Origin of the sequence: Cellulosilyticum sp. I15G10I2, assembly GCF_900095725.1 — a bacterium.
In the GTDB taxonomy this organism is placed as follows: domain Bacteria; phylum Bacillota; class Clostridia; order Lachnospirales; family Cellulosilyticaceae; genus FMMP01.
Window position 1 is genome coordinate 834,911 of record NZ_FMMP01000006.1, and the last position, 26,827, is coordinate 861,737.

39 protein-coding genes, 1 pseudogene and 1 riboswitch are annotated in these 26,827 nt (G+C 34.7%); of the genes and pseudogenes, 8 read left to right on the forward strand and 32 right to left on the reverse strand.

The window, feature by feature from the left end:
• Nucleotides 1–7 precede the first annotated feature (7 nt).
• The 24 genes from terL to BN3326_RS04200 all read right to left on the reverse strand — a co-directional run bounded on the left by terL (nt 8) and on the right by BN3326_RS04200 (nt 12,497).
• Nucleotides 8–1,747, reverse strand: a complete 1,740-nt coding sequence (gene terL, locus BN3326_RS04100) for a phage terminase large subunit (RefSeq protein WP_069997829.1) — start codon at nt 1,745–1,747, stop codon at nt 8–10.
• The gene (locus BN3326_RS04105; protein ID WP_069997830.1) at nt 1,740–2,303 is read right to left on the reverse strand and encodes a phage protein Gp27 family protein; all 564 of its coding nucleotides are present in this window, start codon (nt 2,301–2,303) and stop codon (nt 1,740–1,742) included. Before BN3326_RS04105 ends, terL begins: the two co-directional genes overlap by 8 nt.
• Nucleotides 2,303–2,605, reverse strand: a complete 303-nt coding sequence (locus BN3326_RS04110) for a hypothetical protein (RefSeq protein ID WP_330389607.1) — start codon at nt 2,603–2,605, stop codon at nt 2,303–2,305. Before BN3326_RS04110 ends, BN3326_RS04105 begins: the two co-directional genes overlap by 1 nt.
• Nucleotides 2,595–2,882, reverse strand: coding sequence for a hypothetical protein (locus tag BN3326_RS04115; protein ID WP_069997831.1), 288 nt, complete (start codon nt 2,880–2,882; stop codon nt 2,595–2,597). The genes BN3326_RS04110 and BN3326_RS04115 overlap by 11 nt, the downstream gene beginning before the upstream one ends.
• Nucleotides 2,883–2,893: 11 nt before the next feature.
• Entirely contained in the window at nt 2,894–3,325 is a 432-nt protein-coding gene (locus BN3326_RS04120; protein WP_069997832.1) for a hypothetical protein, read from the reverse strand.
• Nucleotides 3,326–3,549: 224 nt separating this feature from the next.
• Nucleotides 3,550–3,852: a Mor transcription activator family protein gene (locus tag BN3326_RS04125; RefSeq protein ID WP_069997833.1), complete on the reverse strand. Its 303-nt coding sequence runs from the start codon at nt 3,850–3,852 to the stop codon at nt 3,550–3,552.
• Between the two features lie 38 nt (nt 3,853–3,890).
• On the reverse strand, nt 3,891–4,601 hold the full coding sequence (locus tag BN3326_RS04130) for an N-acetylmuramoyl-L-alanine amidase family protein (RefSeq protein WP_083258506.1): 711 nt from the start codon (nt 4,599–4,601) through the stop codon (nt 3,891–3,893).
• Nucleotides 4,594–4,893: a hypothetical protein gene (locus BN3326_RS04135; RefSeq protein ID WP_069997834.1), complete on the reverse strand. Its 300-nt coding sequence runs from the start codon at nt 4,891–4,893 to the stop codon at nt 4,594–4,596. Before BN3326_RS04135 ends, BN3326_RS04130 begins: the two co-directional genes overlap by 8 nt.
• Nucleotides 4,894–4,902: 9 nt before the next feature.
• Nucleotides 4,903–5,292, reverse strand: coding sequence for a hypothetical protein (locus BN3326_RS04140; protein WP_069997835.1), 390 nt, complete (start codon nt 5,290–5,292; stop codon nt 4,903–4,905).
• On the reverse strand, nt 5,270–5,617 hold the full coding sequence (locus BN3326_RS04145) for a hypothetical protein (RefSeq protein WP_069997836.1): 348 nt from the start codon (nt 5,615–5,617) through the stop codon (nt 5,270–5,272). Before BN3326_RS04145 ends, BN3326_RS04140 begins: the two co-directional genes overlap by 23 nt.
• 1 nt (nt 5,618) lies before the next feature.
• A complete protein-coding gene (locus tag BN3326_RS04150; protein WP_069997837.1) occupies nt 5,619–6,011 on the reverse strand; it encodes a phage protein GemA/Gp16 family protein in 393 nt (130 codons plus the stop codon).
• A gap of 10 nt (nt 6,012–6,021) precedes the next feature.
• The gene (locus tag BN3326_RS04155; protein ID WP_069997838.1) at nt 6,022–6,528 is read right to left on the reverse strand and encodes a host-nuclease inhibitor Gam family protein; all 507 of its coding nucleotides are present in this window, start codon (nt 6,526–6,528) and stop codon (nt 6,022–6,024) included.
• Nucleotides 6,529–6,544: 16 nt separating this feature from the next.
• Nucleotides 6,545–6,715, reverse strand: a complete 171-nt coding sequence (locus BN3326_RS21900; RefSeq protein ID WP_171903760.1) for a DUF6906 family protein — start codon at nt 6,713–6,715, stop codon at nt 6,545–6,547.
• Between the two features lie 23 nt (nt 6,716–6,738).
• Nucleotides 6,739–7,041 (reverse strand): hypothetical protein, encoded by a 303-nt coding sequence (locus BN3326_RS04160; RefSeq protein ID WP_069997839.1) that lies wholly within the window; start codon nt 7,039–7,041, stop codon nt 6,739–6,741.
• Between the two features lie 13 nt (nt 7,042–7,054).
• On the reverse strand, nt 7,055–7,237 hold the full coding sequence (locus tag BN3326_RS04165; RefSeq protein ID WP_069997840.1) for a hypothetical protein: 183 nt from the start codon (nt 7,235–7,237) through the stop codon (nt 7,055–7,057).
• Nucleotides 7,230–7,388 carry a hypothetical protein gene (locus tag BN3326_RS21905; protein WP_171903761.1) on the reverse strand — a complete coding sequence of 53 codons (159 nt, stop codon included), beginning with the start codon at nt 7,386–7,388 and terminating at the stop codon, nt 7,230–7,232. The genes BN3326_RS04165 and BN3326_RS21905 overlap by 8 nt, the downstream gene beginning before the upstream one ends.
• Nucleotides 7,381–7,575, reverse strand: coding sequence for a hypothetical protein (locus BN3326_RS04170; protein WP_141722841.1), 195 nt, complete (start codon nt 7,573–7,575; stop codon nt 7,381–7,383). Before BN3326_RS04170 ends, BN3326_RS21905 begins: the two co-directional genes overlap by 8 nt.
• Before the next feature lie 19 nt (nt 7,576–7,594).
• Nucleotides 7,595–7,825 carry a hypothetical protein gene (locus tag BN3326_RS04175; RefSeq protein WP_069997842.1) on the reverse strand — a complete coding sequence of 77 codons (231 nt, stop codon included), beginning with the start codon at nt 7,823–7,825 and terminating at the stop codon, nt 7,595–7,597.
• 12 nt (nt 7,826–7,837) lie between these two features.
• Entirely contained in the window at nt 7,838–7,984 is a 147-nt protein-coding gene (locus tag BN3326_RS21910) for a hypothetical protein (protein ID WP_171903762.1), read from the reverse strand.
• An 11-nt stretch (nt 7,985–7,995) separates the two neighbouring features.
• A complete protein-coding gene (locus tag BN3326_RS04180; RefSeq protein ID WP_069997843.1) occupies nt 7,996–8,727 on the reverse strand; it encodes an HNH endonuclease signature motif containing protein in 732 nt (243 codons plus the stop codon).
• 63 nt (nt 8,728–8,790) lie between these two features.
• Nucleotides 8,791–9,708 (reverse strand): AAA family ATPase, encoded by a 918-nt coding sequence (locus tag BN3326_RS04185; protein ID WP_207646305.1) that lies wholly within the window; start codon nt 9,706–9,708, stop codon nt 8,791–8,793.
• 14 nt (nt 9,709–9,722) lie between these two features.
• The gene (locus tag BN3326_RS04190) at nt 9,723–11,810 is read right to left on the reverse strand and encodes a Mu transposase C-terminal domain-containing protein (RefSeq protein WP_069997845.1); all 2,088 of its coding nucleotides are present in this window, start codon (nt 11,808–11,810) and stop codon (nt 9,723–9,725) included.
• A 149-nt stretch (nt 11,811–11,959) separates the two neighbouring features.
• The gene (locus tag BN3326_RS04195) at nt 11,960–12,280 is read right to left on the reverse strand and encodes a hypothetical protein (RefSeq protein ID WP_069997846.1); all 321 of its coding nucleotides are present in this window, start codon (nt 12,278–12,280) and stop codon (nt 11,960–11,962) included.
• A gap of 1 nt (nt 12,281) precedes the next feature.
• Nucleotides 12,282–12,497, reverse strand: a complete 216-nt coding sequence (locus BN3326_RS04200) for a helix-turn-helix domain-containing protein (RefSeq protein ID WP_069997847.1) — start codon at nt 12,495–12,497, stop codon at nt 12,282–12,284.
• Between the two features lie 320 nt (nt 12,498–12,817).
• Between BN3326_RS04200 and BN3326_RS04205 the strand changes: the two genes are divergently transcribed.
• The 6 genes from BN3326_RS04205 to thiE all read left to right on the forward strand — a co-directional run bounded on the left by BN3326_RS04205 (nt 12,818) and on the right by thiE (nt 18,806).
• A complete protein-coding gene (locus BN3326_RS04205; protein ID WP_069997848.1) occupies nt 12,818–13,282 on the forward strand; it encodes a helix-turn-helix domain-containing protein in 465 nt (154 codons plus the stop codon).
• A 721-nt stretch (nt 13,283–14,003) separates the two neighbouring features.
• Nucleotides 14,004–15,104 carry an endolytic transglycosylase MltG gene (gene mltG / locus BN3326_RS04210; RefSeq protein WP_074463578.1) on the forward strand — a complete coding sequence of 367 codons (1,101 nt, stop codon included), beginning with the start codon at nt 14,004–14,006 and terminating at the stop codon, nt 15,102–15,104.
• A 95-nt stretch (nt 15,105–15,199) separates the two neighbouring features.
• Nucleotides 15,200–15,877 carry an O-methyltransferase gene (locus BN3326_RS04215; protein WP_069997849.1) on the forward strand — a complete coding sequence of 226 codons (678 nt, stop codon included), beginning with the start codon at nt 15,200–15,202 and terminating at the stop codon, nt 15,875–15,877.
• The gene (locus BN3326_RS04220; RefSeq protein ID WP_069997850.1) at nt 15,870–17,108 is read left to right on the forward strand and encodes a peptidase U32 family protein; all 1,239 of its coding nucleotides are present in this window, start codon (nt 15,870–15,872) and stop codon (nt 17,106–17,108) included. The genes BN3326_RS04215 and BN3326_RS04220 overlap by 8 nt, the downstream gene beginning before the upstream one ends.
• 77 nt (nt 17,109–17,185) lie before the next feature.
• Nucleotides 17,186–17,283: riboswitch (TPP riboswitch) on the forward strand.
• A gap of 76 nt (nt 17,284–17,359) precedes the next feature.
• On the forward strand, nt 17,360–18,187 hold the full coding sequence (gene thiM, locus BN3326_RS04225) for a hydroxyethylthiazole kinase (RefSeq protein ID WP_069997851.1): 828 nt from the start codon (nt 17,360–17,362) through the stop codon (nt 18,185–18,187).
• Nucleotides 18,174–18,806: a thiamine phosphate synthase gene (thiE, locus tag BN3326_RS04230; protein WP_242875933.1), complete on the forward strand. Its 633-nt coding sequence runs from the start codon at nt 18,174–18,176 to the stop codon at nt 18,804–18,806. The genes thiM and thiE overlap by 14 nt, the downstream gene beginning before the upstream one ends.
• Before the next feature lie 109 nt (nt 18,807–18,915).
• On the opposite strand, the gene BN3326_RS21915 is transcribed toward thiE, so the two are convergent.
• The 5 genes from BN3326_RS21915 to BN3326_RS04250 all read right to left on the reverse strand — a co-directional run bounded on the left by BN3326_RS21915 (nt 18,916) and on the right by BN3326_RS04250 (nt 24,209).
• Nucleotides 18,916–19,077, reverse strand: a complete 162-nt coding sequence (locus BN3326_RS21915; RefSeq protein WP_171903763.1) for a hypothetical protein — start codon at nt 19,075–19,077, stop codon at nt 18,916–18,918.
• A gap of 44 nt (nt 19,078–19,121) precedes the next feature.
• Entirely contained in the window at nt 19,122–20,030 is a 909-nt protein-coding gene (locus tag BN3326_RS04235; protein ID WP_069998425.1) for a DUF362 domain-containing protein, read from the reverse strand.
• A 279-nt stretch (nt 20,031–20,309) separates the two neighbouring features.
• Entirely contained in the window at nt 20,310–20,996 is a 687-nt protein-coding gene (locus BN3326_RS04240; protein WP_069997852.1) for a D-lyxose/D-mannose family sugar isomerase, read from the reverse strand.
• A 74-nt stretch (nt 20,997–21,070) separates the two neighbouring features.
• Complete coding sequence (locus BN3326_RS04245; protein ID WP_069997853.1) at nt 21,071–23,299, reverse strand: extracellular solute-binding protein; 2,229 nt, start codon at nt 23,297–23,299, stop codon at nt 21,071–21,073.
• Between the two features lie 31 nt (nt 23,300–23,330).
• Nucleotides 23,331–24,209 carry a D-psicose 3-epimerase gene (locus BN3326_RS04250; RefSeq protein WP_069997854.1) on the reverse strand — a complete coding sequence of 293 codons (879 nt, stop codon included), beginning with the start codon at nt 24,207–24,209 and terminating at the stop codon, nt 23,331–23,333.
• 403 nt (nt 24,210–24,612) lie between these two features.
• On the opposite strand from BN3326_RS04250, the pseudogene BN3326_RS04255 reads away from it, so the two are divergent.
• Nucleotides 24,613–24,921 (forward strand): annotated as a pseudogene (locus tag BN3326_RS04255) (sigma-70 family RNA polymerase sigma factor); the annotation flags it as partial.
• A gap of 71 nt (nt 24,922–24,992) precedes the next feature.
• A complete protein-coding gene (locus BN3326_RS04260; RefSeq protein WP_083258508.1) occupies nt 24,993–25,364 on the forward strand; it encodes a helix-turn-helix domain-containing protein in 372 nt (123 codons plus the stop codon).
• 173 nt (nt 25,365–25,537) lie between these two features.
• Here the strand turns inward: BN3326_RS04260 and BN3326_RS04265 are convergent, their stop codons facing one another.
• From BN3326_RS04265 to BN3326_RS21625, 3 genes are all read right to left on the reverse strand, one after another.
• Nucleotides 25,538–25,993, reverse strand: a complete 456-nt coding sequence (locus BN3326_RS04265) for a GNAT family N-acetyltransferase (protein WP_069997857.1) — start codon at nt 25,991–25,993, stop codon at nt 25,538–25,540.
• A gap of 274 nt (nt 25,994–26,267) precedes the next feature.
• A complete protein-coding gene (locus tag BN3326_RS04270) occupies nt 26,268–26,654 on the reverse strand; it encodes a type II toxin-antitoxin system death-on-curing family toxin (RefSeq protein WP_069997858.1) in 387 nt (128 codons plus the stop codon).
• Nucleotides 26,651–26,824, reverse strand: coding sequence for a DUF2281 domain-containing protein (locus BN3326_RS21625; protein ID WP_074463579.1), 174 nt, complete (start codon nt 26,822–26,824; stop codon nt 26,651–26,653). The genes BN3326_RS04270 and BN3326_RS21625 overlap by 4 nt, the downstream gene beginning before the upstream one ends.
• Between the last annotated feature and the right edge of the window lie 3 nt (nt 26,825–26,827).

Below are 26,827 nucleotides of genomic sequence, written 5' to 3' on the forward strand. Positions count from 1 at the left end.
CTCCCTCCTAATAGGCTCCTTTTCTAAATTTCAATCCCCTTTTAAGCACTCCTAAATAGTCTGCCTTGCTTGATCCAGTTTTAAGAGCAAGCCTTATTGCCATCTCTAAAGTATCTGGTGCATCATCATTCCTGCCCATAGGAAACACTTTCATTTGCTCAATTAATGTTTTATGCCTTAGATTAAACTTAAAATATTTATTTTTAACTATTGGTTGTAAACTTTCAATTCTCATGATCTTATTTACAGTGTTATAAATTTCTTCAATTGGCAGGTATTCTCCACGTTCTGCACTGACCTTTGCAAGTACATCTTTAAAGAATTGTTGGAACTGAACGGTTTCAACTCCTAACTTTGTAAATCCTTTACCATAATCACGCTTGAGCCTTTTGTTCATTTCTATAATGTCTTCGATAATGATATCTGGTTTTCGCTTTTCTACACTGGCCTCAACCCCATACATATATCCGCTTTTTACATTTTTAGCTATAGCTACTATAGCTGAGGTATCACTTTTTTTATTTTTACCTAGCGACGGATCGACTGCTCCAATGAATATAAACTCGCCTGATTTAAAATCAACCTCAGCTTCATTGTAGTAATCAAACCATTCAGGGTTAAAGGTGCAGCTATCTGGATCAATAGGATCATTTTGTATCTCTGAATTAAAGGAACTTTCTCCTTCTGATATCTTGATACACATGAGATCATAGTAAGACAATTTAGCTTCCCAAAGAACCTTAGTTCCTTCCAGCATTTCCTCTCTATTTGCCTCAAAGAATACCTTTGCATCATGCTCTCTATTATCATTTTCAAGATTGACATATATAAGCTCCCAAGCATCCCAAAGACTTTGATTCTTAGCAAAACTTATAACCCCTTGATATTTGACTGCTTTGTACATAGGGTTTTTCATAACTTTTGCTAGAAGTGAATCATAGTGCAGCATTGTTCCTATATAGACTATATCTGTATAAGTATCTCCAGCTTTTGATACTGCCTTGTAAAACCAGTTTTCAAGCTTTCTTCTTTGTTCTATGGTATTAACATTCTCATCATTTTCAATATCATCTAGGATGATAAGATCTGGTCTATAATTTCTATGCCTTCTACCACGGACTTTTTTACCTGAACCAATAGCTTCTATCTTGATATCAGTATTAGTACGAAGTGTGCTGCTGTTCCAAGGGTAATCTTTAAGATCTCCAAAATCTGATCTTATAAGTGGATTATCTTCAAGCTCTGTAGCTATGTCATTTAAAAAACCTTCTGCCTGCTCACTACTATCTGACAAGATTAAAATGTAATGTTTATATTGATAGAGGGTCGCATGCAACGCATTCTTAAATGTAAAGTTTGTTGATTTCGCATGGCCACGTGGTGCAGCCACAACTCTTTTACAGCCATCTAATCTTGATATCTCCTTGGCATCACAATATGGATTTTTGTCCTTTAAAACGCCATGTTCCCAAATAGCATTAAGTTCATTATGAAATTCTGGTGACTTTCTAATAAAATAATGTGGCAAGTATGCTCTGCCAAAGTACTCTAGGTCTATTGCTGCAAGTTCTTTTCTTAAATCGTCTGCCTTTTGTCCAGCTTTACGTCTTGCTTTTAATTGCTCTTTTCGCAGATCAGTTCCCTTGTTTAGATACTCATCTAATAACTTCTCTTGATACGCTATAGACTCTTGCTGATCTAAATTGTTTGTTTCAAGGTTTCTTATGTAGGTATCTAAATTAATCATCTTGCATCATCTTTTCTTTAGCTTGTAGCAAAATATTATGGAGCTGGGTTGCAAGTTCTTCATCTGCTTTAATGGTTTTAAGTATTTCATCCTCCATTTTTTCAAATGCAAGTTCGGCCTTACTCCTCATATCATCTCTAAGCTTTTCTTTATATGCATTGGTTCTTGAGGTTGCAACCAGTAATCTTCCTGCCTTATCAAGAGGCATTTCATCAAACTCTTCCTGAGCTGTGGCCATCTTCTTAGTAAGCTCTCCAATCATAATTTGAAGACCTGCTTCAGTGTAGTCAACTTCTGGATTGTTCTTTACAGCTTCAATAAGCACTCTCGTTTGTTCTTGGGCTTCTTGCAATCTTTCAAGTGCTGCATTCGACCTTAAGGCATACCTGCCTACTGAACTTCTAGATATCTCAAAGCCTTGTTCGTAAAGATATATGGCTATATCTGTATAGGTGTTTTTTGTGTCTGATATCATTTCACATATCTTATTTTTGATAGGTTCTGGAAGATCATCAATCTTACATCTCGTTCTCTTACGTTGTCTTTGTTTACTCATTAAACATCAACTCCAGCATCATCAATTGTCCCTTCTATTAAGTCAGTGCCTTTTGCAGTTAATCTTATAACCGCATCATTTGCATACGCTGTATATGAATTAACTTTTTCATTTGTAAACTCTACATAGTCCTTATCTTGCAAATAATCTAAATGCTTGGATATATCAGGAGAAATGATAATGCCATCATTAATCATGACATTCACTAGCTGTCTGCATAATAGAGTGTTGTTATGGCCTTTTGCTAGACTTCTCATAATGTAGCCTCTAATAGCTTTGTTCTGCTTAACATCATTTTCCACTCGACATGCCTCCCCTCATCATACTGTCGTATATCTTATCTAGCTTATTATCCACATTGTTCATTGTTCTTATATAATCTTCTCTTGTTACATAGATAAGAGGCAAATCAGCCTTAAGATTGGATAGCTCTTGTTTGACTTCTTTTATCTCTTCATCTTGCTGTCTTTCCTTTAGGTCTCGTCTTTCCTCACCCTTTTTGATAAAATAAGCAAGCCATCCAAGAATACCGGTCATAACTATTTGCAAGCCCCATTGTACGATTTGTGATGTTTCCATGCTGCTCCCCCTTAGTTTACGAGACCACTCTTCTTAAAGTTCTCAAGTGTAGATTCTATTACATCTTTTACATAGGTATCTACGTCCTCAAATGTTTCCTCTAGAGCTTTATAATATTTCGGCTCTAACATGCCAATAATCCTATCTATTGCATCTTCAGCTAAATTTTCAAGTTCAGATCTTGGAGCATTACCTTGTTTAACAAGTTCCCTTAACTTCTTGGCGGTTACCCCTTCTATTGCAAGCACTGTGGTCTGGGCTAAACCTTCCACTCTTTCAATCGCTGCTAGGGCTAAATTCAATTGCCTCTCATCCTTTAGGTTCTCTGTTTCAGCCTTAAGCTTTGTAATCCATTTGTTGATAAAATTTAGAAGGTATAACCCTCCTATAGTGACCATTCCTAAAACCACATTTAATAATAATTCTTGTACTGTACTTTGCATTACTGCATCCCCCTTACATTTATTTTTTGTTTTGTTTTACAGTCTCTCCAAGCCCCTATATTCCAGTCATAATAAATGTCTTTGCTGTTTAAAACTGATCTTACTGCCATCTACCTGGCTCCTTTCGTGCAATAAAAAAATACCAATACAAGGAACTTAAGTCCTTATATTGGTATTTTATTACCTTTATATTTTTTCAGATAGATGATGCGCTTCTAGCATTTTCAAGGGTTGTCAAATATGCTTGCCTGTCCTTCCATCATATCTACTCTACATATCTCTAAAACTCTTCTGGCTGAAATATTATATTTAAGCCCTATCTTATTTTGATTGTAACCATTGAATTCTTTTTTTATTTTCTCATCTCTTACCTGTCTTACAAAGTTGTCAAGTTTAGGTATATACATTGTGGTACCACCTGCTATTTGTGCAAGGTTTAAGAAGCTTTTAAGTCCCATTTTTTCAACAAAAGATTTATAGGCTTCTGGTACCATATCTATCGTTACCTCTTTAATCCACTCATCCAAGCCTTGCACCTCCTTTATACCAAAACTTTATCTGTGTGTCAACCTTTGATTTTTTTAATCTCTGCATAAACTCTATTAATTACCGTTGCAAACTCTGCCCATGTAACAGGAGCTGCTGGGTCTTTGTCACTTGTGATAAGTCCTGCCTTTTTCAAGTCATCAATTGCTGTTTGTCCCCAATGTGGTTTTTTGTCTTCCATCTTACTTACCTCTTTTCCTATATGTTTTAATAATCCTTTTAAAATCCCTTGTGCTGCTTTTTCTAAGAAAGCTTCATCTTTAAGCAATCTCTCTTCTTCTGGATTTGATATAAAAGCAACTTCAGCCAAGACAGCAATCATCTTAGTCTCTCTTAATACTGCAAAGTTAGCTTCCTTAACACCCCTATCCCTCAACCCAATTTGTCCTATCAGCTCTTGCTGAATAAGTTGTGCTAATTGTATTGCTTGTTGATCGGGATATAAATAAGTATACGTTTCTGTTCCATTGCTCTTTGGGTCTTTGAAGCTATTAATATGTATGCTGATAAAATAATCAACCTTTTTATTATTAGCCATCTTAGCCCGATCCGATAGATCAATAAATATATCTGTTTGTCTTGTATAAAAAACCTGCTCTCCTGCTGCTTCAAGACCCACACCTATCTTTTTTACTAATTTCAGAGCTACATCTTTCTCTTGAGTGCCAGCAGCTCCTATAGCTCCTGGATCTTTACCACCATGTCCAGCATCTAACATCCAACTACTCATTTTTTAGTTCTCCCTTCTTATCCATTTCATCTTTCACTTTCTTTACTGTTATCACTGCATACTCACCCATGTACCAGCTCGTAAGATCTGAAATACACTCTTTTACTTGCTCTATGGTCTCTAAGCTATTCAGATGCTCTAGGAACTCTTCCTGTCTTGGATATCCCACTTCAGTACTTATATGCTTGGCTCGTTGTTTCATATCCTCCATAATATGAATTTGAAATAAACTCATTGCCTTTTCAAGACCTTTTACTGTGTGTTTAAAGCTCTTTAAATTTGTCTCATTCATTGGATTACCTCACAATCTTAATATTGGTGCTACTACTTGATCATAAAAATCTCCAACTTTATACTGCTTTTGCCCTTTCTCTTTTAAATCCTCATGCCACTTCTTAATGTCAACTGTTAGTTTCAATACTTTAAGGACACCTATTTGTTCAGGAGATACTTTACCACTGTATTCACTTGGCAGCATCCAAGATATAGCTTCTATCAAATGAAGAATATCCTCGTAGTAACTAATATTGCTGTCTTTAAATTCCTGTTTCGTTTCCTTAGCAAATTTCAATCTGTTCAGCTTCTTTTTAGGTGGTGGAATCAGGCCACTTTCAATCATTTCTTTTTTGATGCTTTTATTAAAGTCCTTCTCTTTTTTTGTGAGAGGTTTATACTTCTTCTTGGTTGCCAAATTTATTACTACCTCCTTTTATCACTGTTGGGACAAATCCTGCTATAATTTTATTAAAAAACTTTTCCCAACACCTATCATGATACGCCCCTTCATGTTTACTCTGAAGCATGCACGGGGTCGCTGTTCTTACCCACCATTCATATATATCTTTAGGTGCTTTTTGAATCAATCCACTACAACACAGGAAATACCCAAACTGTGATTTTATAGATTCTTTTATCAGCTTTTCGCCAGCTTTGCTTCTCATCAGCTCTTGCTTATCTATGCTCTCATCAACTGGATCAACTAACTCTACCCAAATATATTCCCATACCCTCAACACATCATCTTCCTTCAGCTACAACTACTTCTTTCACCTGTCTTTTAAGACCTTCTATGATATTGGATGCTTGCTTGACTGTTAGCCATCTTATCTCATCTACTTTTGCATACTTTCTAATAAATCCTTTGAGCCTTTTCGGATTATCGTTCCACCCCAATTGCTCGATAAGATCATTCATATAGCTTTCTTGGCTAGGGGTAATTCTTCCTTGTGGTGAAACTCTTTTAACCTCAAGCCTATCTATTAATCTAATACCTTCAGACTTGCTAAGCTGCTTGATGCTCTCTTTCCCTGAACACTGATAAACCAGTTCGTGCAGCTCCTCATTGTCCAGCCCTTTTTGTTTTGCTAAGGCATAGAGTTTTCTCATTTGAGGATATGTAATCTCATGCATATGATCACTCCTATTCAGCTAAAGTTTCTTCATTTGTCTCATACCAAAATACGTCTTCAACTTTAAGTCCTGCACCAACTTTAATAATTTCGTTAGCAGGGTACTTCTTTAAGGCATCTTTATCAATCTTCTCAGGTGGCTGTACGATACAATCAGTCATGCCTAAACTTTTTAGCTTTTTAATAATTTCTGTAAGTTTAGCAGCTGCTTTAGGAAGAGATATTTTAGTGCTTTTTCTAAAGCCGGCCTTGCCAAAATTAAGTTCCTTTGTTTTCTTATTCCCTAGATCATCTCTGTTACTTTCAACAAATTCTTTAACCTGTACTTCATATGCTTTAATCTGATCTTTAAATGGCTTGGCTTCTTCTTCAGCTTTAGCCTTAGCCTTATCAATCTGCTCATTCATTTTGCCTTCAACCTTAGTAATACTCCTTTGCCATTCACCTATCTGTTTAAGTGCTGCATCTACCTCTTCCCAAGTCTTAAGTTTTGTATCTTCCATTCTTACTCGTGCCATGTTTGTTCCTCCTTGTTTATACGCATTTTGTTATCTTTGGTAATGTCTCTTCTCGGTCTGCATGCCTGTGTATTATAACCATTTCTTGTGGAGTGTCTCTTTCAACCATCCAATTCTCCCAATTCAATCCCTTTTTGCTCATGAAAATCCTTTGTTTCTTGGTTGGTGCTTTAAGATGTTTTGACATCCTATTCCTCCTTAAGTGCTTAATCATTTATTTAAGACTTTAATGTCTAAAACCTTGTAACCTATCTGCATGATATAGATACTTCTTTTACCTTTCTCTGTGAAATGAAACTGCCAGCATTCCCTCTCATCTTCAAATTCTTTATATTTATCTTTTAAGGAGCTGCACCCCCACCCACCACTCGGTTTATAGTATCCGTGATGCTCAAGTCCACCTTTGTATTTCCCTTGTATCTTTGCTGTTCCACCCAAGCATTTTATTGTAAGCTCTATTTCTGTGCCTATTTCTAATGTCTTAATTAGGTTGATAGTACTTAGATCATCCAATTAATCACCTTCTCTAATACTTATGTGTGCTTAACATTGTCTTTCTACTTAAATTCCTTTTAGCAAGCACCCAATCACACATACTTTTATGTCTTTCTTTGTATTCATACTCTTTTGCAGCTCTAAATTCCCTATAACTTTTGCATGTGCTGTGGCATCCTAAAACCCTATCTGTACAGCCTCTGCATTTATTCATCTTCATCACTCACATTACCTGTAAGAGACATAAGCCACTCTTTAATTCTCTGTGCTTCTTCAGGTGTTTGATCTTCTTTAAAGCTAATGCTTATTTCACCATCTTCTGTTGTTAATATGTCTTCAACAAGATCCTCTATCTGTCTACTCATCTTCTTCCTCCTCGATTTGTATTCTTACAAACTTATTACCCCATACCTCTTCCCACTTATAAGTTACTAAATTTCGATAGATACATTTGCTTATGTAGTCGCCTTCTATTCCTGTTATTTGACTTAATTCTTTACGTGTATCTGTTACTACTAGGGGTAGTTCATATTTATCGTTTGAAACTGCCATATACACTATCATAAGCTGTTTAAGCAATCAGATGCTCTGGGATTCCGAAAACTTTTATAGTGTTTCCTGCCTTATCTTTTGCCTCAAAGACCTCTACTGGTACTACATCAAGAGCACTGTTTGCTGTATAATTAGCATCAATAAAATCAAGGATAGATGATACCGCTTCTTCTTTACTGTCAACGCCAGCTTCTAGGGCATTTACTGCACATTTTACCACATCTTTTAAACTTAAATTATTTGCTTTCATAGCGATTCCTCCTTATTCTCTAGCCCATATTTCTCTATTAACTTGATCTGTGTCCTTTTCTTCAAGATGCTTGGTAAAATTCATCTTTGCTAGACCTTTTTTTATTCTCTCGGCATCTGCTTTATCTTTCACATCATATCTAATAAATACTTGGATCATGATTCACCTGCTTAATAATCTATTTCTTTTTCTAATAAGGCATCTTCTGTAGTCCAGATAAAACCTATAGCCGGTCTATCTTCTTTTAATGCCTGTCGTATAGACCATGGTGTTGTGTAATTTGCTTGTGCAGCTTGTATCAGACTCTTATATTCAGCTAATACCTCTCCTGTTACTTCATCAAGCTGAGCTACAGGTTTTCTTATAACTGGCAGAGCTTGCTTTTGCATTAACTCATATCGTGTTATAAAACCTAAGTTTTCCACCCTGTTATTGGCCTTATTTCCATCCTTATGATAACTTACATGACCTTTAGGTGGATCTCCTAGAAATAGTTTTATTACCCATTCGTGACCTCTAAAGATATATGGAACTCCGTTGATCCTCATGCCAATTGTTGTACTAGTATCCTTAACGCCCATGTAAGGTACCCTGTAAATCCATCTATCCTGTACCTTTGATCTATACCGCCCATAGCTGCTTACTTGCCACCCTCTATCTGCATTAGGAATATCTCGCCACACTTCATCTTTTATGACTTCTTTTGCAAGTAGTCCTCTATAAACACTAATAGGGGTATCTGCATCTACAATATAGCAACCTAAGATTTTCATTTTGCAACATAATCTCTTAGAGCTTCTTAATGAACTTATTGATCTTCCAGTTATTCCTGAAAGTATCTTGTAGGTTGTTTTCTTTCTTTCACCTGTCTTGGGATCAAATAAATATAACTGCTTTTCCATTTGTTCATCTCCCTTGATAGAGGGCTGCAATACCCTCTATTTTGGACAATTATCTTGCAAATTTTATAACATCATCATTGAACTTGCTTCCATAATGATATCTGCTGTTATCTTGTTTTTATTACCTAGTGCTCTTTGAATATTCTTCATAGTTCTATCCAGTAATCTAAAGCATCCGCTATTATCATTTGTAGCTCTCACTATAAGCTCTTCAACAGCTTTCTGAGTAATATCAAGACCATCTAGATACTGTACAACCTCTTCTCTTGCAAGTCCTTTTAGTCTATAGTACTGATCTATCCTATTTGCAAAACGCTGATCATAATTCTTGATGTCTATTTCAAGCCTTGGTTCTCCAGCCACTAACAAACCTACGTCACTTTGATCAAATATACTTCTTAGCATTTCTAGTTTTGCAGTGGTATCTCTGCTGATCAGCTTGTCCGCTTCATCTACAATGATCAGATATCCTCTGTTAATATTAAAAAATTTCTTGATGTTGTTTGCTCTTTCTGAGTTAGTTCCTTTGCCTTTTGGCAAGCCTATTCCTTTTTCTATAGCAAAGAGTAAATCTCTACCGCTCATCATGCTGTCACATTCGATATAAACAACTTTATCAAATGTTGCATACTTCTTAAGGGTCATGGTCTTACCGAATCCGCTTTTGCCTACTATGCATCCAAGAAGCATTTCATCTTGGCAAGCTCTCGCTACAGACATGATACTGCTTGCATCTATGCTTCTAAAAAATTCCCTGTTAATTGATTTCTTTTCTTCTGAGTCAGCCTGTGTTGTAATATCAATGCCTGTCCCTTCCATGTAAGCTACAATCTTATTTTCAATATTAGTTGGATCACTTGCATACTTCCCATTGAGATATTGACTAAGTGCGCTTCTTCCAATACCCATTGCATCACTTACCTCTGTAATGCTTTTGTTATTTTCATCTATATAATTCTTTAGTTTCTCAGCTAATGACATATTCATCTCTCCTTTTATCCTAATTGTGCAAAGACTTCATCTGCTTTACGTTTCCAATAGTCATTTTGTAATTCAGCACTCTTTTTAATTTCACTATGAGTGATAGCTTCTTCTTTCTGCTTCTTGGCAGCTTTCTTATCAGTAATGTACCTGTTATTGGTAACTATAGCTGATACCTTCTGTGCTGCTATATCTATTTGCGGAGCTACTACTTTCTTGCCAGCATCCTCAAGATTAAGTTCTTTTCTTTCCTCTGCACTAGCACGTCTGTATCTAAGAGTATCCTTAGTTCTTCTTTCAGTTCGTTTTTGGTCTCTAAGATGCTCAACAAGTCCTGCTTCACTAAGTTTTGGTGCTATAAGAAGTAATTCATGCGATACTGCCTCGCATATAGAGTCACCTGACATATCATAGATTTTGACTCTCGTTACATCATTTGGATGATATTTGAATTGAACTTTTTCACCCTCATGGTTTGCTAACAGTTCGTTTTGATAATAGATTTTCTTGCCTTCAAAGGTTATCTGTATTCCTGATCTTCTGATAACTCTCATAGAGCCTTCCATCAGCATTGCTCTTGCCACATCTATTGGTGGTGGTGCCATAAAGTATCTTTCAACTGAGTTAAACACCGATATAGGAGCTGGTGTATTTTCACCCTGTTCTATAAGTCCTTGGTGCCTTCTAGCGTGATACCTCTCAACTACCCATTTCTCAAAGAGCTCTGCAAATTCCTCAATAGGCATTAGTTCTCCTCTCTCAAGCATGCCTTCTATATCTTTCACAACTTTACTAGATGTCTTGCTTCCAGTAAGTGTTCCAGTATAAGAAGCTATTCTTTTTGTAAACTGTCCGCATACTCTTCCAAAGAACCTCTCGACTTGAGCCTTTGACCAAGGTTGATAGGGAATACTTCTCATATCATCCTGTATGCCTACACATCTAAAGAACCCTTCTGTATCTTCATCAAATGTAAATCTTTCCGTCCTAGCTCTTCCAGTAAGCGTTTGAGCCGTGAAGTCTTTACCATTATCTATGAGTAAATACTTAGGAACGCCATAGGGAAGTGCTTTATTTTCTTTTGGATAAACCATGCTGATAATACTTTGCTTGATGATACTTGCATCTGGACACTCACATACAACCCATCCAACCAAGCATCTTGTTCTCATATCTATCCAAGCTACGAGCATCGGCCTTATAGCCTGATAAGAACCATTTGCCCTCTTTACCCTTACCCAGCAGTCAAAAGTATGTGCATCTCCTTGAACTACTTCTAATGGCTGCAATGCCCCTAAATTCCTTCTACGCTTGATCATATATTGGTTTCTCCAATATCTAAGCCCTCTGGCTGCTAAAGCTTTTACTCCTTCTCCATCTTGATCATTTAGGTATTTTACATATCTTAGAACTGTATCATAGGATGGCACTGTCCAGCCTTTGTCTTCAGCTGCATCTAAAAGATCTTCATATAGATTAGTAGTTGAATTAAGATTCCTGCTGAATGTCTCATCATAATAGAGATTTTCGATAAACACTTTAACTTCTTCTTTTAGACTTGGAAATGTATTATCTTCCTTTGGTTTTCTAGCACATGCAAGTATCCTATAATGTCCATAATTTTCTCCTGTATTAAGCTCTTGTATGGTAGCTACTGCATCAGCTTCTATGTAGTCAGTTACTCTTCTTTGTATTGTCTTTGCTGATACACCGTATTTATTAGCTAAAAAAGTTTTAAATTCACCAGCTGTCATTTCTAACTCTTTACCTAAATACTTCTCAATATATCTTGCGACTTCAACCGCTTCAAAAAAGTGCTGTGGGAAGCGTTCTTTATACCAGTTAATATCTGTATAAACATACCATGCGACTTCATCACTGTTAGCCTTTTCTTTCTGCACTTGCTGAGATTTATACTTTCGTCTTGCCTGAGTACTTAGGGAAGTAAGAGATATAAGAACTCGTTCCTTGCCTCCGTTTGTGTTTTCTTCTGTCTTAGTTTTAAAACTTGTACTTTGCCTCTGAATCTTCTTTTTCATGGCTTCATAGCTTGTATTTTCTAATATTGCTGCATCATCTAATGTCACATAAATATCATCCATTGTGTCCCTCCTTTACAAAGGAGCCTATCAAGTGGTATACTGTAATTGACTTTTTTGGAAAGTGCCTTTGCTTTATTGCAGGGCGCTTTTTCTATTTTTACATATCTCATCTCGTGCTCCTTTGCTTAATGTAGTTATCTTGAATCAATTCACTTTGCTTCATCTTGCATCTCTTTAAGCTTATACTCACAAGCTCCAATTTCCTTAACCACAAGCTCCCAAAGTTGCCTAGCTGAAAGCAGTTCCGCTCCTTTCGTTGCCATAACCTGCTGTATTTCTTTTTTAATCTCAGCTTCAAGCTGCTCCTGCTTCTTCTCCAGTTCCCCTGACTGTCCTTCTAAAAATGTGATTCTATTTTTATAAAACTCTTCCATTGTCTGCTGATCTAGTATCTTAGTTGTTGCAGTATCTGATGTAATCTTGCTTAATAGCTCATTGACTTTATCTGTCCCAACATGATTGATTGTCACTTTATATCACCTCTTTCATTTCATGGTCTAATTTTAAAACTGTAATGATCTTAGGAATATACTTTGTTCCTTTTCTTCTGCCATGAGTTATATGCCATATATATTCCTCTGTAGCTCCTACTGCCTCTGCAAGTTCTCTTTGAGTCATCCCTACTTCTATAAGCTTCTTTCTGACTTCTATTCCAAAAAGAACCTTGGGATCTTTTAATTTTGTCATATGCATCCTCCTTGCCTGCTTAAATGTCTATGCTTCTTGTGTTTTTACTCCTTCCAGTGCCTTTTGGATATATAAGCACTCTCCCTTCTCTTTAGATATGACTTCTAGATAGGGTGTATAATTAAAACTTAAAATGGGATTTTTTGGATATTTTCTGAAAATATATTTAAATATCCGGCTGGGTGTGTTACTATTTTGGTAGGTTTTCATATCATATTATAATTATAATTCAACGAACGTTGAATTGTCAAGGTAAAAATAAAACAATTGTTGAATTATAGGTGTTTAAGTTCAACAACTATTGAACAAGGGAGGCTTTTATGAATAATATTGATCCGATTGCTTTTGGACAGAGACTTAAAGAAGCATTGAAAAATAATAATATTACGCAAAAAGATATCGCCCAAAAGATTGGCGTATCTAAAACTTCTATAAATAACTACGTTCAAGGGCGTATTCCTGATGCTGTCATACTATACCAATTAGCTTTAAATTGTGATGTTTCTGTTGAGTGGCTTCTAACAGGAAATGATTCTAAAACTGTAAGTTCAACTTACGTTGAATCTGTTAAAACTGAGGGTACTCTCGTGCTCTTAAGTAGAGAAGAAGAATATCTTATTAATTTAGTTAGACAATTACCTCCTCGTGATCGAATAAAACTTGAAGGTATTGTTGAAGAAAAAGTGGCTGAATGTGGGGTATCTAAGAACACAGTGCCAAACTCATCAGCCTACACGACTGGAAACGAAGACGGTGAAGAAGCAGCTACACTTGAGTTAGCTTAATTTTTTATGTCTCTTATGGTATGATTTCATATCATTATTAAAAATTACATTTATAAGGAAGTAACTCACATTATAGTGTCCCATTGCATCTTTGATAAACTATAATTAAGTATTGCCTTGAATCCATTGATATTCAATCAATGGGACATATTCCTAATGATTTTGCATGTTTGTCCCATTGTAATTTGCTGATTTTAGTATAAAATATAGCATCATGGTTCGATTAATAACAGTAGTGTTATGCTTTTGTTACTACCTTATAACGCTTGATACATATAGCTTTTAAAGATTTTAGCACATATAGAATAACAGTCCAGTAACACTACTTTAACAAATAACACTGGTTTTACTAGATCATAGGCTGATGAGTGCGCTGACTTCTGTAACTCAAAATGCAAAAAAGCTTATGAGCCCTTATATTTCAAGGCTTATAAGCTTTATAGCTACATTTGCAACATTATTGTCAGTGTTCATCCCACTTATTCACATATTGTTGTGGATGAATCCCATGTTATCAATGGTTTTCCCTATTTATCTCTCGTTATCCCGGTTTTATTTATTGGACAGTTATTCTACAAATGTACAATAACTTCAAATTTTAGCTTAATAACCCACAACTCTTTAAAAACGCGTATATTAAAAAGGATTTGTTAATACTTTAGTTGAATTATATTGAAAAAATAGGTATAATTTTTATAAAATAGTATTTAAGGAGATTATTATGTTTAAAAGAGGTTCAACTATACGGTTTACACTTAGTACTATTCTAAGCTTAGCCTTACTTATAGTATGTATTGTAGGAAGTGCCAGAGCATTTTCTTACTTTTTCAATTATACTTCTAATATTGTTGAGAGTGATGCATCACGAGAAAAGAATCCTAATATTAAAGAAATCTCAATAGAAATTTTAAAGGGTACCACGGTTAAAGAGCTAGCTGATTTACTTTATGAAAATGATTTTATCTCAAATCCATTTTATTTTAGACTTGAAAGTAAACTTAGTAAATTAGATACACAGCTTAAGCCTGGTAAATATTCTATCAGTAGTAATATGTCTAATACTCAGATTCTAAAGCTTCTTACGTCAGATATGACAGTTGCAGAAGAAACTATTAAATTTACCATTCCAGAAGGTTACACTATTATTCAAATAGCCGACAGATTGGAAAATTTAAATATCATCTCTAAAGAAAGCTTTCTTGATGCGGTTAACAATCGCGAATATGACTACGCTTTTTTGAGAAATCTTCCACGCGATACAAAATATGCACTTGAGGGCTACTTATTTCCAGACACCTATATTGTGCGTAAAGGCGCTACTCCTGAAGAAATTATTATTAAAATGCTTAACCGGTTTCAAGAGATTATTTCACAATACTCTAATTATATTAATTCCTCTGAATATAGCTTACATGAGGTATTAGCAATCGCCTCTATTATTGAACAAGAAGCAAAATTAAGTGAGGAACGTCCTATTATTGCAGGTGTCATCTATAATCGTCTAAATTCAGATATGAAGTTACAGATGTGCTCAACTGTACAGTACGTATTAGAAAAAAGAAAGGCAGCTCTTTCTTATGCAGATCTTGAAGTTGTATCTCCTTATAATACTTATACCAATACCGGGATACCTATAGGTCCCATCTGCGCACCTGGAGCGGAATCTATCAGTGCTGCGCTGATGCCTGATACAAACGATTATTATTTCTTTGTTGTAAAAAATGAGGCGGAAGGTTCTCATTCCTTTAGCGCTACAGCAAGTGAACATGAACGCAATAAAACAAGATATAAACAAAGTGTAGATAAAAACTTTTATGAGTAAATCGTCCACAAGGGCGATTTATTCTTTTGTACTTGAACAAAAGAATAAATTGATTTATATTGACAGTGGAGAATATTTTAAGAAAGGAAACTTTTATGAGCGAAATTAACTACAGTTATATTGTTGAATATATAAGAGCACTTCATCCCGTACCTACCTCAAATGTTTTACTGGAAATCGAAAAAAAAATAGCAAGTGAGACTGAGCACTGGCCAATTATTAAACCTGAGGTAGCTGATTTTATCAAGGTTGTTTTATCTCTTATAAAACCTGTTCATATTTTGGAGATTGGTACTGCCGTAGGCTACTCTTCTATTTTGATGAGTGAATTTTTAAGTGAAAATGGGCATATTACTACAATAGAACGCTTTCCGTATATGCTAAATATAGCTAAAGAAAATATTAAAAAAGCAGGCCTTGAGGAAACTATTACTGTCCTTGAAGGTGATGCTTCAGAAATTTTGCCCACTCTAGATGCAATGCAGTATGATGTAGTCTTTATGGATTGTGCTAAGGGGCAATACATTCATTTTTTACCAGAGTGCCTACGATTATTAAAGCCTAATGGGCTTTTGATTACAGATAATGTTTTACACAAAGGAACAGTGGCACGTTCGAGATATTTGATTGATAGAAGACAAAGGACAACCCATTCAAGACTAAGAGATTTTTTATGGACGATTACACACAGTGATGAGCTTAGATCCAGCGTATTGCCGGTTGGTGATGGCATTGCATTAAGCTTTAAAACAGGAGGGAAAACCAATGACTAAGCCAGTAGAATTATTAGCTCCAGCTGGGAGTTTAGAAACATTAAAAATTGCTGTTTTATATGGTGCAGATGCTGTTTATATTGGCGGAGACCATTACGGCTTAAGAGCAAAAGCCAAAAATTTCACTCTCGAAGAGATGGCTGAAGGAATAAAATTTGCACATGCTCATGGTGTAAAAGTCTATGTAACTGCTAATATTTTTGCACATCATGATGATTTTGAGGGTATGAAAGATTATTTTTTAGCCCTGTCATCTATGTCAGTAGATGCCCTTATCGTTGCAGATCTTGGTGTATTTAGCATTGCTCGGGAAGTTGTACCAAATATGGAAATTCATATTTCTACGCAAGCTAATAACACGAATTATCATAGTGCGCTCTTTTTATACAAGCAAGGGGCAAAGCGTATTGTAGTTGCCCGTGAATTATCCTTTGAAGAGATTAAAACAATGCGTCAGCATCTTCCTGACGATGTTACACTTGAAGCTTTTGTTCATGGTGCAATGTGTATGTCTTATTCCGGAAGATGTCTTTTAAGTAACTATATGACCCATAGAGATGCTAATCGTGGTGAGTGCGCCCAGCCATGCAGGTGGAAATATCATGTAGTTGAAGAAACGAGACCTGGGGAATATATGCCTATTGAGGAAACTGAGAGAGGAACTTATATTTATAATTCCAGAGATTTATGCATGATAGAATATATCCCAGAACTTATTGAAGCTGGTATATACAGTTTCAAAATAGAAGGCAGAATGAAAACACCTCTCTATGTTGCAACAGTGGTTAAAGCTTATAGAGAGGCAATTGATACTTATTTATGCGATCCGCATGCTTTCGCCTTGAAAAAAGATTACTTTTTTGAAGAGGTTGGCAAGGCAAGCCACCGTGAGTTTACAACAGGCTTTTACTATCAGAAACCAACATCCGACGATCAAACTTATTCTCATAATTCTTATATAAGAAACTATGATTTTTCTGGTATGGTTATTGACTATGACCCCATAGAGCATCTTGTAACCATCGAACAAAGACGTAAGTTTTCAGCAGGCGATACGGTTGAAATCCTTGTTCCGAAAGGCCCTCCTATTAGCTGCACCGTAGAAACATTATGGGACGATAAGGGAAACAGTATTGCCTCTGCACCTCATCCTAAGCAAATTGTTAAGTTCAAAGTATCTGAAGACGTTAATGTACCTTCAGTTCTTAGAAAATTAGACCTCAAATCATAACACTGCTACAGAGCGTATTTCTATACACTTTACATTCTTTTAAAAAACAAGTATAATAGGAGAAAATTTAATAATTTATGTGTTTGCGGGGGAACCATATGGTTGAGAAGGCTAAAACCTGACCCTTTGAACCTGTTAGTTAATACTAACGTAGGGAAGCAAATCAAATATTCTATATTTGATATATTTAAACGCTTACCTATCGGTAGGCGTTATATTTTTGAAATAGAAAAGAATTTGGAGGTGCTTTTGTGCACGAAATCGTTGCAAAAATTACTGACATCGTCTATCAAACAAAAAAGGAAACACCTCTTGTTCATTGTCTGACTAACCCACTTACAGCAAATGATTGTGCTAATATCATTCTTACAGTTGGCGCAAAGCCTATTATGGCACAACACTTACAAGAAATTGCCCAAATAACAAAAAAGTCAAAAGCTCTAGTTATCAATATTGGTGGAATAACAGACGATATGATAGAGAGTGTTTTTCTTTCAGGCCATATCGCAAAAGCTCATAATATTCCTATTATATTTGACCCTGTTGGAGCTGCTGGGAGCGACTTGCGTAAAACACTTTCTAAGCGTATACTCACTGAACTAAGTCCAGACATTATAAAGGGCAACATGTCAGAAATTAAAGCCTTATGCGACCTTGAAACAGATGCAGTCGGCGTTGATGTTGCTGCAGGAGATATTATTACAGATAAAAATGAACAGTACTTAGCGGAGATTGTAAAAGCGCTTGCAGTTAAACAAAACGCTGTCATCGTAGCTACAGGCAAAACAGATATCATTGCTAATCAAGACGCTATTTTCTTAATTAAAAATGGTGTTTCTATGATGAGTCAGGTTACAGGTACAGGATGTATGTGTACAAGCCTCATAGGAGCCTATTGTAATACAGGAGATTATCTTAGCGCTGCTATTGCAGCCGTAACTATTATGGGCATTTCAGGTGAACTTGCACAATTATCTTGCAAGGGTATCGGGGGCTTTAAGACTTTGTTATTTGATAATCTTTATACTATTTCTGATGAAACAATAAAAGAAAGGAGCAAAATTATTGCTTACCATTGATTATTCATTATACCTTGTAACAGACCATACATACTTTAACGAGGAAACATTTTATGCCGCCATCGAAACAGCCCTTCAAAATGGAGTAACCATTATGCAATTACGAGAAAAAGATGCTGATTCGAGACGTTTTTTTGAAAGGGCACTTAAGGTAAAAAGACTTACAGATTTCTATCAGGTACCACTCATTATAAATGACAGAATAGATATTGCTTTAGCTGTTGATGCTGCTGGAGTACATCTCGGCCAAAGTGATCTGCCGGCTAAAGAAGCGCGCAAGCTTTTAGGAAAGGATAAACTTATCGGTGTAAGTGCAAAAACAATATCACAAGCACTCGATGCCCAAGAGGCTGGAGCTAACTATTTAGGAACCGGCGCCATTAACCCAACTACTACAAAGGTTATCACACAACTTACTGAAATTTCTACTTTAAAAGCAATATGTAATGCTGTAAATATTCCGGTAGTTGCAATAGGTGGGATATCCGAAAACAATGCCAGTAATTTAAAAAATACAAACATTAACGGGATTGCAGTTGTATCTGCTATTTTAGCACAACCTGATATTGCCTCTGCAACAAAAAAGATGTCTCAAATTTCAAAATCAATTATAGGATAGTCACTTAATATGTCCATAGTAATAAAACTCAATTTAATCTTTAAGTAATAACTTGAAGATTAGATTGAGTTTTAAAATATAAATGCCATTTGGTACAAAGATATATTTTTTATTGTTTAAGCTTTTCTATATCATCTTCTTCAGAATCAGGAGCTAAAGTCTTAATGGCTTTAATAATTATTTCGCCATATTCTTCTGCTAGATGAACTAGGCCGTTTTCTTCTTCGTTAGAATCTTTATCTATTTTTTCACTGTTTTTATTCTCTTTCATGTGATCATTCCTTTCTTTTTATTCTCATTTCTAGTTAATATAAATTATACCGTTTCAAGTATCATCTTCTCCCCATATACTTTCTCAGAGAAGATTTTCTCTGCATCAACTAATGATAATCCTTTCATGGGAATAGCTTTAATATCCGTTTCTTTAAACCCTTTGTTCTTTAGTAAATGAATATAACCTATACCTTGTTCCATAAAGCCTAATAATCTTGCACCGATGCTATCAACAGCAATAGGATTTCTTCCACAAATAATTAAACCGGTATGTTTATCTATGCCTTTTGTGGGGCCTGTTCCTATCATAACAGGATTTGCACTTACAATTGCAAGGTCAATCTTAATGCTTTCTGCCATAGCAGCTATAAATCCATGAAGTTCTTCATGTATACCTAAGTTTTTTTTGGGTGAACCATGTTCCTCTGTTGTGGGCCACGAAAGAGCCATATTTTTAATACTTGCAGACATAGTTGCTTCTTCGTGTGTTTTTAATTGAGTAAAGGAAATATGGTAGGTCATTTCATTGATGATTTTATTAACTTTAATGGTATTTGGTTTCTTATGATTAAGTGACAAGGTAACATAAGGGCCTGTATTAAAATCAATAAACTCCACCTGTTCTTCTTCTATTACAAGGTCAAAACCAACCTCTTCCATTACTTGTTTTGTATTCCCACTACCAGCCCCTGTGGCAATAATTATTCTTCTTGGACTTCTTGCTTTTACCCACTTAATAATAGTTCGTAGTGTTTCAGGGCCAACAACTACCCCGTCTGAAGGGTTTGTTTTTTGATTATTGACCCAGTTTGGTGTAAGTACAACTACATCATCACTTTTTATATCCCGTTCTACCTGAAGACGTTTCAAACCACTAAGCACTGCTTCTGACTCATTTTCATCATGAATAACTGCTACATCATGGTTACTATAACTAAGATATTTTTTCATATCATTCACCTCAGTATCATTATCTCCAAAAGAGTGTGTTTTTATAGATCTTTTTAAACTACCAATACTGTTCCTTTCCAATAATAATACTGCTTAAAGGATATATTATTTAACTAACATCACCTTTCAACAGGCAATCCACTAGTTTTGTAAGCAACAATAACATGACGCGATTCACATACTTTCATTAAGTCAGACAATGAAATGCCTTCATACGTTTTAAGTATGAAGGCATTTTTTCATAAATTTATCTCTAGTTAAAACTGTTTGATTATGTTATTAGAGCTTATCATATTCATTACATAATGGACAAATTGCTGGTTCATTTTCTTCTATATATGAAAATCTTTTTTGTTCATTCGCAAATACATTATCCGTATAATCATCATTTATCTTAGAAACTTCTCCTACTACCACATTACCTTTTCCCCTCTTTACGCCAAACCTATGATATAACCGTGGGGTGAGAGAAATACTATTTCCTGGTGTTATCTCAATAATTTGACCTGGCTCAACTATATATTTAATCCCATCCATATACACCTCAACCTGAGAGTTATAATCAACCTTTCCATCTCTTGTAGCATTAAACAATTCAATTTCCATAATACCATTACCTCGATTGATAATATCTTCTGTTTTATTATTATGAAAATGAAGCGGAATGACTTGCTTATGTTCATCGTTAAATACAATGACTTTTTCACAATATGGGACACCTATTCCAGGATTATAAAGACTCCCATTTCTAATTGTAAATAAAACAGCGCCGACATGTTTAAAATCGTCACTCCCAAAATCTGTTACATCCCATCCTAACATAACCTCTTTGATACGATCAATCTCTTCTTTCCGCTTCCTCCACTCCTCTATTTCCCAATAAGCAAAATGAGGAAGGCAAAAATTTATATTTTTTATCGCTTTTTTTGCTTCTTGAATTGCTTTGTTAATTTCTGTTCTTTTCATTTTTTCCTCTTGTATAATAAATGCTAGGGAAGCCCATTATACAGTTTCCTTTCCGATTAGTCCAAGCACTCTCATTACACCCGTTTCTTTCCTAGGATGATAGATAAATCTTCTTTTACTTCAGATAATGCAGTTACCACATCGATTTCTTTGTAAATTGCCTTTTTTATTCCTTTTGATAAAAGTTGGTCAACTGTTTCTAAATCAACGGGTTGCCCTTCAAAATTGTAAATTTCTTCTCTTAATCCGCCCATATTGCACTTTTCATCGATAAGCTTAAGCCAGTTATAAGATCCTTTTAATGTTTCATCTTGAAATACAGACACTGTTGGGATACATCCACATAATCGCATTGTAGATATAGCCGCTGTATCAGACAAATTCCATTTAATAAAATCATAACAAGCGGATATATTTGAAGAATTCTTATTAATCCCAAGAGCCCACCCACCAAGCATAGTTTTGCCGCTAGGCAACCGCGTTCCTCCTATATATTTTTCATAGGTATTGCCATGATGTGAATATTTTCCAGGTTGATAATGTGCTGCAAAACCTTGAGCTATGGGAATTTCACCTTTAATTAGTAATTCAAAGATTTCGTCCCAAAAATAATGTGCAGTTTCTTTTGGCGCATGTTCAAAAGTTTTCACTAAATTTTCTAAGGCCCTAACATTCTCCTCGCTGTCTATTACCAAGCTGCCCCATTGATCTATAATCTTTCCATGAAAAGCCCATTGTCTTGGTAAAAATTCATTTATCAGGCCTACTGGTTCTAAAGAGGTTGCTGCTGTTCCATACTCAAATGGAGATTTTGGATTTTCTCTTCTATCGAAAAACTCAGCAATAATATTAAAGTTAGTCCATGTTTTAGGTGGTTCCAATTCATAACCATATTTTTTAAAAAATTGAACCTTTATGTCTCTGTCTGAAAAAATATCTTTACGGTATAATAGAGTTTGTACTGTAGCTATAATAGGGAAAATATGTGTTCCTGTATCACCTTTATAAAACGCGTTTTTTACACTACTTGGATAGCAATTTAATAACTTATCTTCTCTAACCTTCGGAAGCATATTTGCTAGATAGTTCTTCCCAAGAATACTCCGCAGCCATGGAATATCTATCATTACAAGATCATAATCCGAAAGTTGTTGCTCAACTTGTCTTGTTAGTTCGCTTCTTAATTCAGTATAATTTCGCTTATCAAATTCAAATTTTATACCGGTTACATTGGTAAAGCTATAAGATAGTTTTTCCATAGCGTTTACCATGTCGCTTTGGAATGCTAAAATACGTATTTTTGTTCCATTATTATAAGACTTTGCTACATCTGCAGTCCTATATTTCTTTTTTGACTCAATATAAATAGTCTTATTTTCTGCAAGGTGTTTATTACCAATTAATTCTATTAATAGTTTTGCGGCTTTTTTGCCTAATAAAATTGCATTTCTTCCATATTGGTTGATCTTTTTATATAAGTCTGTTGTATACCATTTTTCGCCAACAATTGCATGAATTTCTATATTATAATGTAAAATATTACACACTTCTAAAGTTATTTTGGCAAATTCTATTGACGAAGTAATGATACAATCAGGCACTTTATCAAATGCAATGATTTCACCATAAAGCTGATTGAAAAGAGCTTCTCTTTTTGTCTCATTTATAATAATGATATCATCTTCATGATTACTTCGTGCAGTGGTATACCCCTCTATGCAATCCTTCTCATTTGTAAAATCCTGTCTTCCAACAATTAACTTTATATTTTTACCTGAATTTTCCGCCAAAATATCTTTAGTTATTTTATATATTATTTTTTTATTTTCAAATAGCACATTGCTGACGTCAATACTACCTATTTTTCTTTCAATAAAAACCAAAGCTACGCCTTGGTTTTGGATTTCTTTATATTTTTGATAGTTATTTACATCACTCGGTACAATTATAAGACCTATAACTCCCATACCAACTAGTTGTTCTAAAAATTGATTTTCAAGAACAATATTGTTTTGTGTCAGTTTTAAAACTGTGATGTAATCTCTTATATCTAATAAATCTGCAATACCTTCATAAATGTCACTATAGGGTTCATCAAGACTAGGTAAAATAATGCCAATTACGATATTTTTTTGCATTTTTAGGTTTTTAGCCATATAATTAGTCTTATAGTTGAGTTCCTCCATGGCTTTTTTAATTTTTTCATATTTTTCTTCGCTAACAACAGTTTTTCCATTTATCATGTTCGAAACTGTTCCCACCGATACGCCTGCTTTTTTTGCAATGTCTTTAATTGTCGCCATGTATTAGCTCCTGATTCTTTATTCTTGATCCTTATTTCATTTTATCCCTTAACATTTGAACTGACTCTTTAGCCATATAATCCATCTCTTCCGTAGTTGCATTCTTACTAATATCCCGCCAAACTTTAATATCTCGACCTACTTCTCCACCCATCTTAATAAATGGTTCCATTACAATTGCACCCTCATAATGAATAGCTTTTAATGCCGTTGTAATTTCATCCCATGGCATTCTTCCATTTATGCTTGGGGGCTTTCGATTTGATTCGCCTACATGAAAATGTCCCAAATATTCATTTCCAACTTGTTTAATTGCCTTTTCAAAACTATCTTCCTCAATATTCATATGATATGTATCTAAAAGAACCTTTAAATTAGGACTATCTACCATTTTTACATATTCCATTGCCTCTTCCGCTGTATTAAGTAACGATTGCTCATATCTATTCACTACTTCAACAGCATATGTTATCCCGTATTTTTCTGCAACTTTCATTATTTCTTTAATAGAGGCTACCGAACGGGCCAATTCAGCGCTTTTATCCTTTATACCATCCTGAGGTGTATTATTCCATGCGCCAACATTTACACCTGAATACATTTTTGCTCCCATCTCTTTCATTATATCAAATGTTTTTAGAGTAAAATCAATGCCGTTATTGCGAATCTTCTCATCCTCAGATGATAAATCATACGCCTTGCCTAATCCAACTGAAAATGTCAATTCTATACCCACATCATTTGCTGCTTTGGCAATCATATCTCTTTCCTGTTTGCTTTTTGCTAACAAAGGGCCTGGTGCAACTTCTAAAATATCAAATCCAAGTGCTCTAACTTTTTTTATTAATGGTATAATATCTGTGCCCCAATTCTCAGTAAAATATCCGTAATGAATGCCTATTTTATTCATATACATCCCCCCTATAAATTTGTTTAATTATCGTTAATACTTTTATTAAAAACAATTTATAAATTGTTTTTAATAAAAGTATTAATAATTGAATTATAATCTACATCTCATTCAAAAACAATATGATTTCATTAGTAATTCATTGAAACGTTTCAAAATTCCTGTTAATGTACCATTAAAAATCTTTATTTTTATATTTACACTTTTGCTTATATTATGGAACTCAATTTTCTACTTCATTTTATTGCATATTGATAATAAGTTCAGACGAATTTTCTTTATTTACTGAAAAGATATTTCCCTCATTGCTAAAAGATTAATTAGTTTCTGATGTACGGGCACAATTTTAGGCACCCTTTCATACAATGATTATGAGCCCTTTTTTGTGGAGGTGTGCCTTATTATGCTACCTTTTTTTTGCTTTTCGTATTTTAGCAACATATCTTCATTCCCTCAGCCATTATCTGCTGAAGAAGAAAAGCATTATCTAGATTTATATAAAGATGGAAATGAAGAAGCAAAAAATACATTAATAGAAAGAAATTTGAGACTTGTGGCACACATTGTAAAGAAATATAGTAACTTAAATAGTGACATGGATGACCTGATTTCTATAGGAACCATTGGTTTAATAAAAGGTATCACATCATTTGACCCTAATAAATGCACTAGGCTTGCAACTTACGCTGCCCGTTGTATAGAAAATGCTATAGCCACATAGCGGAAACAGTATATTATAAATTTAACTACAACTTCCTTGAATCTCAAGACGCAGGAAATACCATGGGTAGCAGGTTACGCTACATGCGAAAAAAAGCCAAGCTTACGCAGAAGCAATTGGCTGATTTAACTGATATTGATATATGTACAATTAAAAGAATAGAAAGTGATAAGGTTATTTCTACTCTAACCATATATGATAAAATAATAGCTGCACTTGGTATTGATCCGGCTTTAATCTATAATGACTATTATAAGTTTATAAGTTCAGATTATTCTTCAGTAATAAAAAGACTCCGTAAGGATAGACAACTGACACAAAAGCAGTTTGGTGAGCTATTAAATGTTCATCTCAAAACTATCCTAAGATGGGAAAAAGGAACTGCTGCTCCAAGTGAAGATCACTACGAAAAGTTAAAAAAGCTTATTTTATAGATTGATATATTAAACAAATAATCTTGAACCCCATCAAGACTCTGATATGCTTGCATTGCGTCTATGACGCCAAATACGTCGTCAACTGCACTTTGTTCTATTTCTAGAACTTACAGTTAACGAGGCTGCTGCCAAAGCGAACTTGAGCGCATTATTATTTCTTAAGAAGGATATTATTGTACCCTATATATTAACTTTGGCACTTTTCTTCCTTTAATAACAAGTGAATCTACTTCACCACATGTCTTTGCACCAAGTTTTATGTAAAATTCTTTTGCTTGTTGACTTGTCACCAATGCGAATTCTTTAATATTCAGTACCTTACATTCACTAATCATATGGTTCCACAACATCTTTCCATATCCCTTTCCGATATATTGCGGCTCTATAAAAAGATACTCTAAAGATATCTCTCTTTCATTAATTAGTAACCCATAAAAACCAACTATAATATCTTTATCTATGATAATATAGGTTGAATTTTTTTCTATATAATCTTCTGAAATTTTATATACAGACTTAAATTTCTTCATAAATTGAAAATTATAACCCCAATATGCCTCAGATCTAATAGCTATTTTAGTTAATATCAAGGCGTCTTTTGGCTCTGCGCGAACTATGCTCTTCATTATTGTTTTCCTTCCTTACAATAAAATGTTATGTTATTGCATTATTAATTTAATCCACGACTACCGTAGAGTGAGCATGTTATATAACGGTCCGTATCTTCGACGGCTCTGAACTGTACTCGCAGAGCCCTTCTTCGCAGCGGTGCTTGCACCCAGTGAAGAGATGAGCGCAGCGAACCACAATGTCTAATTCCCAACCATTATGTTTTTTAATGTTACTAATGTATATCCCTCCAAAAATTTCACCTCTCATAATACAAAAGACCATAAACTGTTAGTCAAAATGTTTACGGTCTTTTATCCAATGAAGTATATTAATTTGTTTATATTCTCCTGCTGCAGTTCCTAATCCTAAATCTATGAGCTCCTGTTGCGTATACTTTATTTGTATATTATTCAGCTTTAACAAAAGGAGCATTATTGCTATACCTATTCGCTTGTTACCATCAACAAAGCCATGGTTCTGAATTAAAGAATATGTTATCGCTGCAATTTTTTCTTCAACCGTTGGATATAAGTCTTTTCCATCATAACTTACATAAGCTTTATTTAAAGCGCTTTCAACTAAGTTTCTATCTCTAAGTCCATGGCTACCACCTGTTTGTTGAATAATTTTATTATGAAACAATATAATATTGTCCAAATCAACTGACTTCATCATTTGCTCAATTCCTCTAACGCTTTCTTATTGTCTATAATAACATCATCCATCATTTTTTCTAATTCTTTCTGATTCTTCATATCTAAATATTCGATAAAATCAATAGCTTCTTTTTTCTTATCTTCTGGTAATTTCATAAAAACGTCTAATAATTTCTCTGCCAAAGACATACC